Origin of the sequence: Streptomyces sp. NPDC001530 (assembly GCF_042894545.1) — a bacterium.
Taxonomy (GTDB): domain Bacteria; phylum Actinomycetota; class Actinomycetes; order Streptomycetales; family Streptomycetaceae; genus Streptomyces.
The window spans coordinates 211,374-225,564 of record NZ_JBIAVS010000007.1 but is presented as its reverse complement, the minus strand read 5'-3'; the positions used below and the strand labels follow the sequence as shown (position 1 = coordinate 225,564).

Here is a 14,191-nt window from a genome sequence, read left to right as displayed (position 1 = left end):
TTTGCGGCGGTGTTCCGCCGTAGCCGTTGACGTCCTGGCGCGTTGAACCCTGTGGACCGGGAGCCGCCCGAACTCCCGACCCGCACTCGTCATGAGGAGGGGTTCCGTTGGAGGCCGGGATGGAGACCAGGCAGAGCACCGAGTTCCGTACATCGCTGTCGACCGCGCAGCACAGGCCGTCCCCGGAGTGCAGCGCCCCGCCACAGCCGGTCGCCGAGTGCGACCTGGTGACCGTTCCGGCGCGGCAGGGCCTGGAGGCGGTGGACATCCTCCGCCGTGGCTCCTGCGAAGCGGTCGGGCCCGTGCTCCACGACGACGGCTGCGACACCCTCGGTTTCCTGGTGCCGCCCGGCACCGCCGACGCCTGGGACGTGCCCGGCAGTACCTGCACGCACACCAACGGCCGCGGCCTCAGTCCCGCCCCCGAGCCCCCGGTCGAGGGCTCGGACTGGCTGCTGCCGCCGGGTGAGGCGGACCTCGCGACCGACCCGGCCGTGCTGCGGGCGGCGCTGGGCGAGGCGGCCCGGCTCATCGAGGCGGCGGACAACTGCCAGTGATCCTCCTCAGGGACCCCAGGGGACTCATGGACCCCATGGACCCCAGGGACCTCCGAAAAGCCCCAGGAACCCCAGGCAACCGCCGCTGAGCCACCCCGCCCGTACGCCCCGATAATGGCGGGATGGCAAGGGCAAGGAACAAGCGAGCGGACGACAGGCGTGCGGCCGGGCGGGGCGCGCGGCGCGGGCAGGCGTCCGCCGAACCCGTCGTCGAGCCGGTCGACGGCGGGCTCGCCGAGCTGATGCCCGACCGGGACCGGGCGCGCGCCTGGACCCTGCTGATCGACGGCGCCCCGCAGTCGCACGTCGACCTCGACGACCCCGCGTATCTGAGCTTCGAGTACCAGCGCCGCCTCGGTCATGTCATCGACCTCGTCGCCCCGCCCGGCAAGCCCGTCCACGCCGTGCACCTCGGCGGCGGCGCCCTCACCCTCGCCCGCTACACCGCAGCGACCCGCCCCCGCTCCACCCAGCAGGTCGTCGAGCGCGACGCGGCCCTCGTCCAACTGGTCCGCCGTGAGCTGCCGTTGGACCCGAACGCCCGTATCCGGGTGCGCTCCGTCGACGCGCGTGAAGGGCTCGCCAAGGTGCCCGACGACTGGGCGGACCTGGTGATCGCGGACGTGTTCAGCGGGGCGCGGACACCGGCGCATCTGACGTCCGTCGAGTTCGTCGCGGAGGTACGCAGGGTGGTCAAGGCCGGGGGCGTCTACGCCGCGAACCTCGCCGACGGGCCCCCGCTCGCCCATCTCCGCGGCCAGATCGCCACCGTGGCGGTCGCCTTCCCCGAACTTGCCCTGGTCGCCGACCCGACGGTGCTGCGCGGCAAACGCTTCGGGAACGCGGTTCTCGTGGCCTCCGGCCAACCGCTGCCGATCGCCGAACTGACCCGCCGCGCGGCCTCCGACCCGCACCCCGGACGGGTCGAACACGGCAAGGAACTCACCGACTTCACCGGCGGCGCGATACCGGTCACGGACGCGGCGGCAGTGGCGTCACCGCCGCCGCCACCGTCCGTCTTCCGGTGACTGGCAGGCCCGGCGAGGACGTCTAGTACATCCAGTCGTCTTGTACATCCAGTACGTCTAGTACATTCAGTACGTCTAGTACGTCCCGATCTCCACGTGCGGCGGACCGTCGTGCCAGGTGCAGAAGACCGACACCCGGTCCGCGCCCGAGGCGAACTCCACGCGGATCCACGTCTCCGTCTTCCACACCTGCATCGACCAGCCCGAGCCCGGCGTCGCGGACACCAGCGTCGCGGAGGTCTTGCCGAGGTCGAAGACCGCCCGGCCGCCGTCGGTGTCGTAGCTCTTGACCTGGCCGGACGAGGTCGGTGAGGGTGTGGTGCTCGGGGTCGCCGACCCGGAGGGCGAGGGCGTCGGGCTCGGCTTCCGGCTCGCGGGCGGCTTGCTCGACGCGCTCTTCGAAGGCTCGGCCCGCCGCGTCGAGGAGGCGAGCGGCTTCGACTCCTGGGTCGTCGCGTCGCCCGCCGTGATGGGCAGCGCGCGTGGCGGCTCGTACGCCGTCCCCGTCATCACCGTGTGGACACCCCACCACGACAGCGTGACCGCCGCGCCCGTGGCGAGCGACCAAGCAAGTACGTGTACGAGTCCTCTGCGCATCGCGGGCCATACTGCACCACCAGCCCCACGGGTGTCGCACGACTGCGTCACAGTCCGGGTTGTCCACATCCCGCCGATCCGAGTTGTCCACAGGGCCCGAACTGCCTTGCGCGGATGGCGTACGGTGCCGCCCATGGCAAGTGTGCTCGTGGTCGAGGACGACCAGTTCGTGCGCTCAGCCCTCATTCGGCATCTGACCGACGCGGCACACACCGTGCGCAGTGTCGGCACCGCCCTCGAGGCGCTGCGCGAGGTCGCCCATTTCCGTTTCGACGTCGTCATTCTCGACCTCGGACTGCCCGATCTGGACGGGTCCGAGGCGCTGAAGATGCTGCGCGGAATCACCGACGTGCCCGTGATCATCGCCACCGCGCGGGACGACGAGACGGAGATCGTCCGCCTGCTGAACGACGGCGCGGACGACTACCTGACCAAGCCGTTCTCGGTCGAGCACCTGTCGGCGCGGATGGCGGCGGTGCTGCGCCGCGTGCGGACGAGCGCGGGGGACGTGCCTCCGACGACCGTCATCCGGGTCGGCGGGCTCGCCATCGACCCGCTGCGGCGCCAGGCCGAACTGGACGGCGTACGACTGGATCTCACGCGGCGCGAGTTCGACCTGCTCGCCTTCCTGGCCGGGCGGCCCGGTGTCGTCGTACCGCGCAAGGAACTGCTCGCCGAGGTGTGGCAGCAGGCATACGGGGACGATCAGACCATAGACGTCCATCTGTCGTGGCTACGGCGGAAGTTGGGTGAAACGGCGGCACGGCCGCGCTATCTGCACACCCTGCGGGGTGTCGGGGTGAAGCTGGAGCCGCCGCGAGTCGAACCGCCGAGGGCGGAGCCGCTATGAAGTGGGCGCTGGTCGAGGGGTGGGCGCCATGAGGTGGGCGCTGGTCAAGGTGTGCGTGGCGGTGACCACGATGGTCGTGGTCGCCTTCGCGGTTCCGCTGGGTCTGGTGATCAAGGAGATGGCGCGGGACCGGGCGTTCTCGAACGCCGAGCGGGAGGCCGCCGCCATCGCGCCCGCGCTCTCCATCACCACCGACCGGGACCAGTTGGAGAAGGTCGTCGCCTCGGCGGGCTCGGACGACGGGATGGCCGTGCACATACCCGCCGCCGACGGCGCGGCCGCGGTCGAGATCGGCAAACGGCGTGCCGCCGGCAAGGACGTCACCACGACCCGGAAGCTGGGCCGGGCCTCCACCACGGAGGTCCCCGGCGGCTCCACCCTGCTCCAGCCCGTCGCGCTGAGCTCCGGAATCGCGGTCGTCGAGGTGTACGTCCCCGAGTCCGAGGTCAGCAACGGCGTCGGCACGGCCTGGGGGATCCTCGCCGCGGTCGGCGTCGCGCTCATCATCGGCTCGGTCGCGGTCGCCGACCGGCTGGGCGTACGGATGGTGCAGCCTGCCCAGCGCCTTGTCGAGGGCGCGCATGAACTGGGGGAGGGGAAGCTGGGGGCGCGGGTACCCGAGGAGGGCCCGACCGAACTGCGGCTCGCCGCCGTAGCGTTCAACTCCATGGCCGATCAGGTCGTACAACTACTGGCGAACGAACGGGAGTTGGCGGCGGATCTCTCCCATCGCCTGCGTACGCCGCTGACCGTGCTGCGGCTCAACACGGCCTCGCTCGGCGACGGGCCGGCCGCCGAGCAGACCCGGGCCGCCGTCGCGCAGCTGGAGCGCGAGGTCGACACGATCATCCGGACCGCCCGGGAGGCCAAGCCGCAGACCGCGGCGATAGGCGTCGGCGCCGGGTGCGACGCGTCCGAAGTCGTGCGCGAGCGGATGGACTTCTGGTCGGCGCTCGCGGAGGACGAGGGCCGCAAGGTGCGGGTGGCGGGGGTCGACCGGCCGGTCCGTATACCCGTCGCCCGCGCCGACCTCGCGGCCGCGCTCGACGCGCTCCTCGGCAATGTCTTCCGGCACACCCCGGAGGGCACGGCCTTCGCGGTCGACGTGCACAACAGCGAGGATGCCGTGATCGTGCTGGTGTCGGACGCGGGCCCCGGGATCGTGGACCCCGAGGCGGCGATGGCGCGCGGGCGCGGCTCCGGGAGCGACGGGTCGACGGGGCTCGGCCTCGACATCGTGCGGCGGCTCGCGGAGTCGACGGGCGGGGATGTACGGATCGGTTCGTCCGTGCTGGGCGGGACCGAGGTACGGATCTGGATCCAGCTGGACGGGCGGGCGACCCCGCTCCGGCGGGGGCACCGGGGGGCCGTGCGCCGCCGACGCCGCCGGGCGGGCGTGAGCTGACCTCAAGGGTTCGCTGCGCGGGCCTTTGCAGGTGCCGACGGTTCGCTGCGCGGGCTTCAGCTGCTGTGTGCCTTCCACTGTGAGGGCTTCAGCTGGTGTGTGGCTTCCGCTGCGCGGGCCTTTTTCTTCGCCGCTCCGCAGCGTTTCTCTTCGCCGCTCCGCGACGGGTTTCCCGCCCGCCAGCCCTCTTCGCCTGCTCCGCAGGCCCAACACCCCGCCGCTCCGCGGCGACTTGGGGGCTTCCCTTGCGCCCCAAATTGGTCTCTACCTTTAACCGGCCCCGATGCCTTCCTTAAGCGCACCCTAAGATCCCCAACCCCCGTCCGGATGAAGCGATTTGCCCGATTCCGGATCGCTAGCGTGCTGCCGCACCCACCCCTGGAATCCCCGTGAATCCGCGAAGGCAGGCACGCGATGAGCAGCACGCACCGGCGCAAGGTCAGTGGCAGGAACAAGGCGATAGGCGGCATCGTCGCCGCGGCCGTGGTCGGCGGTGGCGCCTTCCTGTTCACCGGCACCGCGCAGGCGGCCGACGTCGGCGCCGCGTACACCAAGACCAGTGACTGGTCGACCGGTTACACCGCGCAGTACGTCATCACGAACGACACCAACCAGGTGAAGGCCGACTGGACGCTGGAGTTCGACCTGCCGTCCGGCAGCAAGCTCAGCTCGCTGTGGAACGGCACGTCGAGCGTGAGCGGGCAGCATGTCACCGTGAAGCCGCCGTCCTGGGACAAGGACGGCCTGGCGGCCGGCGAGTCCGTCACCGTCGGCTTCGTCGTGAACGGCACCGCGGACCCGACGGGCTGTCTCATCGACAGCTCCAAGTGCTCGGTGGACGACGGCGCGACGCCCGAGCCGAGCGGCCGCCCGACCCAGTCCGCGACCCCGACGGCCACCCCGACGGCCACGCCGACCGCCACCGCCTCTCAGAGCGTGACCCCGACGCCGACCGCGACGGCCACCGCGACCCCCTCTCCCTCCCAGAGCTCCGGCAGCGGCAGCACCACGAGCGCCGGCTTCGCGCCCTACGTCGACACCTCCCTCTACCCCGCCTTCGACCTGCTCGCCAGCGCCACGGCCACCGGCGTGAAGGACTACAACCTGGCCTTCATCACGGACGGCGGCGGCTGCACGCCCAAGTGGGGCGGTGTGACCGACCTCGCCAGTGACGGGGTGGCGTCGCAGATCGGCGCCCTGCGCGCCAAGGGCGGCGACGTCCGGGTCTCCTTCGGCGGGGCCTCCGGTTCGGAGCTGGCGACGACCTGCTCCTCGGCGGACGCGCTGGCGACGGCGTACGGGAAGGTCGTGGACGCGTACAACCTCACGAAGGTCGACTTCGACGTCGAGGGCGGCGCGCTGCCGAACACGACCGCCAACACCAACCGTGCCAAGGCGATCGCGAAGCTCCAGCAGCAGCACCCGAACCTGGACGTGTCCTTCACCCTCCCGGTCATGCCCGAGGGCCTCACCCAGGACGGCGTGAACCTCCTGTCCAACGCCAAGTCGAACGGCGTGAAGATCAACACCGTCAACATCATGGCGATGGACTACGGCGCCTCGTACAGCGGTGACATGGGTACGTACGCCGAGCAGGCGGCCACGGCCACGCAGGCGCAGGTCAAGAGCGTCCTCGGCCTCTCCGACAGTGCCGCCTGGAAGGCCGTCGCCGTCACCCCGATGATCGGCGTCAACGACGTGGCGTCCGAGATCTTCAAGGTCGACGACGCCTCGCAGCTGGTGTCCTTCGCCCAGTCCAAGGGCCTGGGCTGGCTGTCGATGTGGTCCGCGACCCGCGACAAGCAGTGCGCGGGCGGCGCCAAGAACTCCGCCGACGCGACCTGCAGCTCGATCGTCCAGGACGCGGGCGCCTTCTCGAAGGCCTTCGGCGCCTACAAGTAGCCACCATCCGCCTGCAAGTAGGCACCATCCGCCCCCCAAATAGCCATCACCAAACGGGGGTTGCGCGCCCCGGCCGGATCTCCCCCCACCCGGCCGGGGCGCGCGGTGTCGGCGAGTGCCGCGGTCGCGCCGACGGTCACCTGTGAGATCTCATGCGTCAGCGGATGTCCGAGTCGGGATGTTCGGTGTCCCATTCCTGGCGTGCTCGGGCGATGGAGTCGCGGTGAGCCGCCGACCAGTCCGCGAGGGCCTTCACGAGGTGGGTGAGGCTGTGGCCCATGGCGGTGAGTTCGTACTCGACCTGTGGGGGCACGGTCGGGTACACGGTCCGGGTGACGAGCCCATCCCGTTCCAGTCGGCGCACGGTGAGGGTGAGCATCCGCTGCGAGATGCCCGGGACGGCGCGTTGCAGCTGTCGGAAACGGCGTACGCCCTGGGCGAGTTCGACCACGACCAGGACCGACCACTTGTCGCCGATGCGGTCGAGTACGTCGCGGATCCCGCAGTCCTCGTGTTCGTCCCCGCAGCTGACCACGGGCGTGGTGGTTACCTCCGTGTGCCCCACCGACATCGAAGTGCCTCCTTACGCTCTCAGGCTGCGAATCCGCAGGATGGTCCTGGTTACCGAAAAGAACCTACCCGAGCGGGGAGACCCTGATGATCCTGGTTACCGGCGCCACCGGCGCTCTGGGCACACTCGTCGCCGAGCGCATGGCAGGCCGTGACGACACCGTCCTCGGCACGCGCGATCCCCGGCGGACCAATGCCTCGCTGCCCACTCGTCGTGTCGACTTCGAGGATCCGGACACCCTCACCAAGGGCTTCGAGGGTGTGGACGTCCTGCTGATGATCTCCGCGGGCTACGGAGAGGACGACACGGTCATCGCCCGGCACGCCGCCGCGATCGAGGCCGCCGAGAAGGCGGGCGTCCGCCATGTCGTCTACACGAGCCTGACCGCCGACGGCGACCACCTCCCGTACGCCCTCCCGCACCGCTGGACCGAACGCCGGCTCCGGGAGAGCGCCATGAACTGGACCATCCTGCGCAACGGCCTCTACGCCGAGCTCCTGGCCTGGATCACGCAGCCGTCGCCGTCCGGCCGGATCACCGCCCCGCTGGGCGAGGGCCGCCTCGCCGCCGTCGCACGCGAGGACCTGGCCGACGCCGCCGTACGCGTGGCGGTGGAGGCGTCCGCCCACGCGGGCCGCGTCTACGAACTCGTCGGCGAGCAGGCCCTCGGCGCCGCCGAGCTGGCGCAGGCGTACGGCCCCCATGTCACCTACGCGCCGGAGACCCTCGCCCAGACCCGCACCCGCCTCGCCGCATCCGACGCCGAGCCGTTCCAGGTCCCGATGCTTATCGGCACGTACTCCGCCATCGCGGCGGGCTTCCTGGACCGCACGGGTGGGGATCTGCGGCTGCTGCTGGGGCGGGCGCCGCGGTCCGCGCAGGCCGCTGCTGGGGCGGCCGTGCGCCTTGAGACCACCTGATCCGAGGGGAAAGCCGCGCCCGCACAGCAGTTACCGGCGGTGTGACTACTGCACGTCCACGAAGTCGCCGGTCGCCTTGACCGCAGGCGTGGTGGAGGTGCCGGCGAAGTTCCAGCGCCAGTAGCCGTCCTCGGATGCGGTGACCGTGGTCTTCAGGTCACCGGTGCTCGAGGTGTTCACGGTCTTGACGGTGGTGTAAGTGCTGGTACCCGCCTTGCGGAACTGGAGCTTCACCTGCTGGGAGCCATAGCCTCGGTAGTCCAGCGTGTCCCAGTTGGCGCGTGTGAGCTTGCCGCTGACCGTGAGGCTCGCGCCCTTGGCGATCGGCTCCGGGCTCGCGTTGGCGGTCAGTTTGGAGTGCCGCTGGAGCCGGGTGGTGGTGTAGCTCGCCAGGTGGGTCCAGCTGTCGTCGTTGGCCACCCCCTGCACACTGACCTTCCATGTGCCGGCGTCGGCGTTGGTGAGCGTCCAGTCCGGTTCGAAGGTGAACGTCTGCGAGCACGTGGAGGTGGTGGCACTCGAGGCGACGCAGTCCGCGTGGACGTAGTACTCGTTCGACACGATGCGGTCATCGTAGGTCTCATAGGGGTTCGCGCCGTCCGGTCCACGCCACAGGACGAAGTCCGCGTCCTGGATGCCCGACGGGTGGGTGAAGGTCCCCGAAACCGTGATCGTCTTGTCGTAGACGTCGACCACGATGTTCTTGCCGCCGTCGAATGCGACGTCACTGATCACGACGTCGCCTTCGGTCACTTCCGCGTCCGCGGCCGGGGCGGCGAATCCGGCCAGCGCGGTGGCGGCGGCGAATACGGCGAAGGTTGCGCGCTTGCGCATGGATCTCCCTTACAGGGCGAAGACGCGCCCGCCGGATGGACGCACGGCGGGCGGATGAAGAGGCCCACCATAATGAGCGTGCCGACCGGTCACAAACAGAAGATGATCTCCGTTATTTCCGCTCGAGTGCTGATTTCTCACGCTAGGGCGCGACCCACGGCTCGCTCTGCCCCAGCCTGTCTTGCGGATCAGCTGATCGCAGGGTGGAGCCGCAACGGCGGTGCGGTGGGCGCTTGTTGGGCGGGCGGCCCGGGCGGTTCCCCCGCCAACAGGCGCCTGCGGCCTCGCCGTTGCGGCTCCAGCAGTGTGGTCACGCGGTCCGGAAGGGCAGCCCTGGGACAGGGGCGTCAGACCTTGGCCGGTGAGCGCTCGGGCTCCGTGGGTGCGCCCTCCTTGAGGCCCAGCCGTCCGTGCACCGCCCGCAGTGGCCTCGGCGCGTACCAGGCCGTACGACCCAGGAGCCGCATGGCCGCCGGGACGAGCACCCCGCGTACGGCCACCGCGTCGATCAGGATCGCCAGACCGCTGCCGAGGCCGAACATCTGGATGAAACTGACGTGGGCCGTGCCGAAGGCGAAGAAGCTGACCGCGAGGAGGCCGGCGGCCATGGTGACGATCCGGCCGGTGTGGGAGAGGCCGCTGGTGACGGCGGTCTCCGTGTCAGCGCCCGCGTCGTGGAGTTCCTTGATGCGGCTGGTGACGAAGACCTCGTAGTCCATGGAGAGGCCGAAGGCGATGCAGAACATGAGCACCGTCATCGAGGTGTCCATGGGTTGCGGGGTGAAGCCGAGCGCGGAGGACAGGTGGCCATCCTGGAAGATCCACACCATGACGCCGATGGCCGCGGTGAGACTGATGCCGTTCAGGACCAGGGCGCGCAGGGGCTGGACCACGCTGCCGGTGAAGAGGAAGAGGATGACGAACGTGGTGCCCGCCACGAGACCGATCGCGGCCGGGAGCCGGTCGGCGATCGAGGTCTTGGAGTCGACGAGGCGCGCGTCGGTGCCGCCGACGAGCGCCTCGGTTCCGCCGGGGGGATCGACCGCCCGTACGGACTTGACCAGGTCCTGCGCCTCGTCCGACTTGGGGGTGAGGCCGGTGACGACGGTGATGCGCTGGGCGTCGGGCCGGCCGAGCGCGGCGGCTGCGGGACCGGGCTGGGCGGACCGCCCGTCACTGTAGGTGCCGGCTGAGGTCTCGACCCGTACCGCGCCGTCGAGCCGCGAGAGCGTGGCCGCGTACGAGCGCAGGTCGGCCGGGGACACGGGCCCGTTCGTGACGATCTGTACGGCCGACTCGTCGCTGCCGGTGAAGTCGTGCTGCACGGCGGTGGCGACCTGGCGGCTCTGCGCGCTCTCCGGCAGCACCCGCTCGTCCGGCGTGCCGAAGGTGACGCCGAGCAGCGGACTCGCGGCGAGCAGCAGGACGGCCAGGACCGGCAGCGCGGTCAGGGCGGGCCGGCGCATGACCGTGCGGGACAGCCGGGCCCACAGGGGTGCCTCGGCGCTCTGTACCGTCTGCGCCCAGGGCAGGCGGCCGTTGTTGATCCGGGGGCCCAGCAGAGCGAGCAGTGCCGGGATGACGAGCAAGGCGCTCACCGCGGCGATGGCCACCACGCCGATGCCCGCGTAGGCGAAGGAGCGCAGGAAGAACTGCGGGAAGACCAGCAGCGCGGCGAGCGCGGCGGCAACGGTCGCGGCGGAGAAGGTGATGGTCCGCCCGGCCGTCCGCACCGTGTGCCGGAGAGCGTCCGGGACGTCGGCGCCCTCAGCGAGGTGTTCGCGGAAGCGGCTGATCATCAGCAGGGCGTAGTCGATGCCGAGGCCCAGGCCGAGCGCGGTGGTCAGGTTGATCGAGAACACCGACACGCTGGTGAGGCTGCCGAGCACATAGAGCTCGGCGAAGGTGCCGACGATCGCGATCAGCCCGATGACCAGCGGCAGCAGTGCCGCGACGATGCTGCCGAAGGCGATCACGAGGAGGACGAGAATCAGGGGTACGGCGATCGACTCGGCCAGCGCGAGATCCTTGGCGACCTGGGTCGGCACCTCGGCGCCGACCGCGGCCTCGCCGCCGGCCCGCACGGTCAGTCCGTTCCGGTCACCCGTGTACTCGTCGATGACCGCCGAGGCGTTGTCGCCCTGCTCGGTGTCGTCGCCCTTGACGTGGGCCAGCACCAGGGCGGCCTTCCCGTCGCGGGAGGTCAGCGCGGAGCTGCCGGTGTCCCAGTACGAGATCACGTTCGAGAGGGTCGGCTCGTCCTTGAGCCGCGAGGTGAGGGCCTGCCCCGCGCGCTCGGCGGCGGGGGAGCCGACACCGCCGTCGTCGGGCCTGACCAGCAGCACCAGGTTGCTCTCGCCGCCGAACTTGTCGTCGATCAGCTGCTGCGCGCGGGCCGAGGGCGCGCTCGGGTCCTCGAAGCCGCCGCTCTGGAGCTTGCCGAACGCCCCGAAGCCAATGGCCCCCATGGCGACCACGGCCACCACGGTGAGTGTCAGTACGAGCCGGCTCCGATGGAGCGCCAGCCCGGCGATGCGGTCGAACACGGTGATCGCCTCCGGATGTCTACGCCGTCATGTTTACGTCGTTAACATCGACAGTGGCATAGGATGTTAACGCCGTCAACATCAGGATGTTAATGGCGTCAACTTCGGGCAGGATGGAGTCATGGACTCAGGCAGGGCGGAGTCATGGACTCAGACGGGACGGGGCCCTGGATCGGGCCGGACGGGGGCCTTGGGCCGGGCCGACGGGGCCGGGATTCGGGCAGGATGGGGATCATGGAGTCGATGACGGGCGGCAAGCCCCGCTACCACCACGGCGACCTCCGCAACGCACTGATCGAGGCCGCCGTCGAACTCGCGGCCGAAGGCGGCCCCGAGCGGGTCGTCCTGCGCGAGGCGGCCCGCAGCGTCGGCGTGTCACCCACCGCCGCGTACCGCCACTTCGACAGCCAGGGCGATCTCCTGGAGGCCGTGAAGATCCACGGGCAGCAGGCGCTTGCCGCCTCCATGGCCGAGGCCGTACGCGCAGTTCCCGGACTCGACGACCCGGGCGAGGAGGCCGTGCGCAAGGCCGAGGCGATCGGGCGCGGATACGTCCGCTTCGCGATCGAGCACCCCGGGCTCTACCGCACCGCCTTCTGCCGTACGTCAGCGGCGGAGGAGAGCGACTTCACCGGCCTCGAAGCCCCCGAGGGCGGGCCGGAGTTCGCGGCGTTCAGGGAACTCTCGGACACCCTCGACACGCTCGTGGCCACGGGCCGGATGCGGCCGGAGAACCGACCCGCTGCCGAGGTCTCCGCCTGGTCGACCGTCCACGGCCTCTCGCTGCTCATCCTCGACGGCCCCCTCGCCCTGCTCCCCGCCGCCCAGCGCGACGAGGTCGTCGAGCGCACCCTCACCAACATCGTGGCGGGCCTGACCCGCTAGGCCCTGTCGCCTGGCTCTGATCGCCTTGAAGGGCCGAACGGCGTCGGGGCGCGGCACCCCCTCAGGTGCCGCGCCCCGTCCCGAATCCGCACGGGTGTGAGCGCCGTCACAGAGACGAGAACTGCCGAGCGGACAGGGCTGGTTGTGGAACTTTCCCTACGCGACCGGATACGGGCCGGTGACCCGGAGGCCTTCGCCGAGCTGTTCCGTGCGCATGCCCGGGCCGTGTACAGCCATGCCGCCCGACTGACCGGAGACCGGGGCGCCGCGGAGGATGTGGTGTCCCTGACCTTCCTGGAGGCGTGGCGGCTGCGGGACAGGCTGAGACCGGATGCCGCGGCCTTGGAAGGAGACGCCAGGATCATCCTCGAGGGCGAGGGCGAGGGCGAGGGCGAGGGCGAGGGCGAGGGCGAGGGCGAGGGCCTGCGGCCCTGGCTCTACGGCATCGCCACCAACGTCCTGCGCAACACCCGCCGAGCCGCCCGTCGGCACGGCGCCGCGCTCGCCCGTCTCCCGGACCGCCCGGCGGACCACGACACCGTGCCCGACTTCGCAGACGAACTCGTCGGCCGCCTGGAGCACGCCGAACGGCTCGCCGCCGCCCGCACCGTGCTCGGCCGGCTCCGCAGATCCGAGCGCGAGGTGTTCGCCCTGTGCGTCTGGTCGGGCCTGAGTTACGCGGCCGCGGGCGAGGCCCTCGGCGTACCGGCCAGCACCGTACGGTCGCGGCTCTCCCGGGCCAGGCAACGCCTGCGGCGCTTGGCGGAGGCGGAGTTGGCCCGGCGTGCGTCCGGCGGGCGGCCACCGCAGAGCCCGGGATCGCCAAGTGCCCCCAGACCGCCGGATGTCTCGCCCAGGCAGGAGAAACCGAGACTCCGCCCTCGCACCGGACAGGTACCGGGTGGCCGCCCCGAAGCGGCCCGGTCGACCCAGGAGAAGCACCGATGAACCCCGAAGAGCGCGAAGAACTGGCCAGGCTGCTGCCGAGCCCGGGTGAGCCGGTCCTGACGAGCGACCGCCATGACCTGCTGGAGGACCATCTGATGCGAGAGTTCACCCAGGAAGTCCAGGAAGTCCAGGAAGTCCAGGAGATCGCGACGGCGCCCGGGTCGCGAGACCTCGCCCCCCGCCGCCGGTTCGCCATCATCGCCGTACCCCTTGCCACAGCCGCCGCGGTCGCCGCCGCGGTCGTCGTCGGCACCGGCGGATCCGAGACTCCCACGACCGATCAGGAGGCGGTCGACCTCCTGAACCGCATCGCCACGGTCGCCGCCGCGAAGAAGTCCTTGACCGTCCGCGACGACCAGTACGTCTACATCCGCACCCAGGGCTCCCTGGAGATCACGGATGTAGAGGACAGCGGCACCCAGATCTACCGCCGCTCGGACTGGACCGCCGTCAACGGCAAGCGCCCCGGACTGGCCCGGATCACGGTGCTGTCGGGCCCGAACCTCCCGGGGCATCGGGTCCCGAAGGGCACCCCGGAGGACATGAGGCTGTCCCCCGACCCGAACGTCAGCACGTACCGGGAGCTGCAGGCACTGCCCACCGACCCCGACGCGCTGCTCAAGAAGGTCTACGACGACACGAAGGACAAGGACTCGATCAACCGGGGCGCGGCGCTGGAGATGATCGGCGACATGCTCGACGACGCGACACTCCTACCCGAGGTGGACGCCGCGCTCTACCGTGCCGCGGCGAAGATCCCGGGCGTCTCGGTGGTCGAGAACGCCAAGGACCTCGCCGGCCGCCCGGGGATCGGCCTGAGCTTCAAGGGCGGCGACGACCGCGACACGTGGGTCTTCGACAAGGAGTCCCTCAACTACCTCGGCTCGGACGAGGTGGCCCTGCTCGGCGCCGGAGTCGTGGACAAGGTCGGTGAGACACCGGGCAACTGAGACCCGGGCTCCCGATCGCACCAAGTTTCCTCGACGTCCGCCGGGCGGCCGCACACCGATTTTCACGCCCACCGGGTGGAGCCGTCAGGCCCCCGGAGTACTGAGACCCGCTCAAGCCCGTCTGACAGGGCCGGGCGGCGTCGGGGCGCGGCACCCCCCTCAGATGCCGCGCCCCGTCCCCCCATTCCCCCGCGCAGT

At 70.9% G+C, this 14,191-nt stretch carries 13 protein-coding genes; 9 read left to right on the top strand and 4 right to left on the bottom strand.

Translation table 11 applies throughout. The features are described from left to right. Nucleotides 1–119 precede the first annotated feature (119 nt). Nucleotides 120–557, top strand: coding sequence for a hypothetical protein (locus ACFY0T_RS16095; protein WP_388869916.1), 438 nt, complete (start codon nt 120–122; stop codon nt 555–557). Between the two features lie 122 nt (nt 558–679). Beyond that, nucleotides 680–1,585 (top strand): spermidine synthase, encoded by a 906-nt coding sequence (locus ACFY0T_RS16090; protein ID WP_388869914.1) that lies wholly within the window; start codon nt 680–682, stop codon nt 1,583–1,585. 75 nt (nt 1,586–1,660) lie between these two features. Here the strand turns inward: ACFY0T_RS16090 and ACFY0T_RS16085 are convergent, their stop codons facing one another. After that, nucleotides 1,661–2,182, bottom strand: a complete 522-nt coding sequence (locus tag ACFY0T_RS16085) for a hypothetical protein (protein WP_388869911.1) — start codon at nt 2,180–2,182, stop codon at nt 1,661–1,663. A 133-nt stretch (nt 2,183–2,315) separates the two neighbouring features. On the opposite strand from ACFY0T_RS16085, the gene ACFY0T_RS16080 reads away from it, so the two are divergent. The 3 genes from ACFY0T_RS16080 to ACFY0T_RS16070 all read left to right on the top strand — a co-directional run bounded on the left by ACFY0T_RS16080 (nt 2,316) and on the right by ACFY0T_RS16070 (nt 6,339). Then, entirely contained in the window at nt 2,316–3,032 is a 717-nt protein-coding gene (locus ACFY0T_RS16080; RefSeq protein ID WP_388869909.1) for a response regulator transcription factor, read from the top strand. Between the two features lie 28 nt (nt 3,033–3,060). After that, entirely contained in the window at nt 3,061–4,437 is a 1,377-nt protein-coding gene (locus ACFY0T_RS16075; protein WP_388869906.1) for a sensor histidine kinase, read from the top strand. A gap of 414 nt (nt 4,438–4,851) precedes the next feature. Continuing rightward, nucleotides 4,852–6,339: a cellulose binding domain-containing protein gene (locus ACFY0T_RS16070; RefSeq protein WP_388869903.1), complete on the top strand. Its 1,488-nt coding sequence runs from the start codon at nt 4,852–4,854 to the stop codon at nt 6,337–6,339. A 157-nt stretch (nt 6,340–6,496) separates the two neighbouring features. On the opposite strand, the gene ACFY0T_RS16065 is transcribed toward ACFY0T_RS16070, so the two are convergent. Continuing rightward, complete coding sequence (locus ACFY0T_RS16065; RefSeq protein ID WP_388869901.1) at nt 6,497–6,910, bottom strand: winged helix-turn-helix transcriptional regulator; 414 nt, start codon at nt 6,908–6,910, stop codon at nt 6,497–6,499. A gap of 86 nt (nt 6,911–6,996) precedes the next feature. On the opposite strand from ACFY0T_RS16065, the gene ACFY0T_RS16060 reads away from it, so the two are divergent. Further along, nucleotides 6,997–7,830: an NAD(P)H-binding protein gene (locus ACFY0T_RS16060; RefSeq protein WP_388869898.1), complete on the top strand. Its 834-nt coding sequence runs from the start codon at nt 6,997–6,999 to the stop codon at nt 7,828–7,830. Between the two features lie 45 nt (nt 7,831–7,875). On the opposite strand, the gene ACFY0T_RS16055 is transcribed toward ACFY0T_RS16060, so the two are convergent. Further along, entirely contained in the window at nt 7,876–8,664 is a 789-nt protein-coding gene (locus ACFY0T_RS16055; protein WP_388869895.1) for a calcium-binding protein, read from the bottom strand. Nucleotides 8,665–9,011: 347 nt separating this feature from the next. Next, a complete protein-coding gene (locus ACFY0T_RS16050; RefSeq protein WP_388869893.1) occupies nt 9,012–11,210 on the bottom strand; it encodes an MMPL family transporter in 2,199 nt (732 codons plus the stop codon). 234 nt (nt 11,211–11,444) lie between these two features. On the opposite strand from ACFY0T_RS16050, the gene ACFY0T_RS16045 reads away from it, so the two are divergent. From ACFY0T_RS16045 to ACFY0T_RS16035, 3 genes are all read left to right on the top strand, one after another. Next, on the top strand, nt 11,445–12,095 hold the full coding sequence (locus tag ACFY0T_RS16045) for a TetR/AcrR family transcriptional regulator (protein ID WP_388869890.1): 651 nt from the start codon (nt 11,445–11,447) through the stop codon (nt 12,093–12,095). A gap of 144 nt (nt 12,096–12,239) precedes the next feature. Further along, on the top strand, nt 12,240–13,043 hold the full coding sequence (locus ACFY0T_RS16040) for an RNA polymerase sigma factor (RefSeq protein WP_388869888.1): 804 nt from the start codon (nt 12,240–12,242) through the stop codon (nt 13,041–13,043). Continuing rightward, nucleotides 13,040–13,993, top strand: a complete 954-nt coding sequence (locus ACFY0T_RS16035) for a CU044_5270 family protein (RefSeq protein WP_388869885.1) — start codon at nt 13,040–13,042, stop codon at nt 13,991–13,993. Before ACFY0T_RS16040 ends, ACFY0T_RS16035 begins: the two co-directional genes overlap by 4 nt. Nucleotides 13,994–14,191: the final 198 nt, after the last annotated feature.

Bases quoted from the DNA above. Each gene is read 5' to 3' on its own strand.
- ACFY0T_RS16085 (WP_388869911.1), bottom strand. From the start codon at position 2,182: ATGCGCAGAGGACTCGTACACGTACTTGCTTGGTCGCTCGCCACGGGC.
- ACFY0T_RS16095 (WP_388869916.1), top strand. From the start codon at position 120: ATGGAGACCAGGCAGAGCACCGAGTTCCGTACATCGCTGTCGACCGCG.
- ACFY0T_RS16045 (WP_388869890.1), top strand. From the start codon at position 11,445: ATGGAGTCGATGACGGGCGGCAAGCCCCGCTACCACCACGGCGACCTC.
- ACFY0T_RS16080 (WP_388869909.1), top strand. From the start codon at position 2,316: ATGGCAAGTGTGCTCGTGGTCGAGGACGACCAGTTCGTGCGCTCAGCC.
- ACFY0T_RS16075 (WP_388869906.1), top strand. From the start codon at position 3,061: ATGAGGTGGGCGCTGGTCAAGGTGTGCGTGGCGGTGACCACGATGGTC.
- ACFY0T_RS16055 (WP_388869895.1), bottom strand. From the start codon at position 8,664: ATGCGCAAGCGCGCAACCTTCGCCGTATTCGCCGCCGCCACCGCGCTG.
- ACFY0T_RS16090 (WP_388869914.1), top strand. From the start codon at position 680: ATGGCAAGGGCAAGGAACAAGCGAGCGGACGACAGGCGTGCGGCCGGG.
- ACFY0T_RS16065 (WP_388869901.1), bottom strand. From the start codon at position 6,910: ATGTCGGTGGGGCACACGGAGGTAACCACCACGCCCGTGGTCAGCTGC.
- ACFY0T_RS16035 (WP_388869885.1), top strand. From the start codon at position 13,040: ATGAACCCCGAAGAGCGCGAAGAACTGGCCAGGCTGCTGCCGAGCCCG.
- ACFY0T_RS16070 (WP_388869903.1), top strand. From the start codon at position 4,852: ATGAGCAGCACGCACCGGCGCAAGGTCAGTGGCAGGAACAAGGCGATA.
- ACFY0T_RS16060 (WP_388869898.1), top strand. From the start codon at position 6,997: ATGATCCTGGTTACCGGCGCCACCGGCGCTCTGGGCACACTCGTCGCC.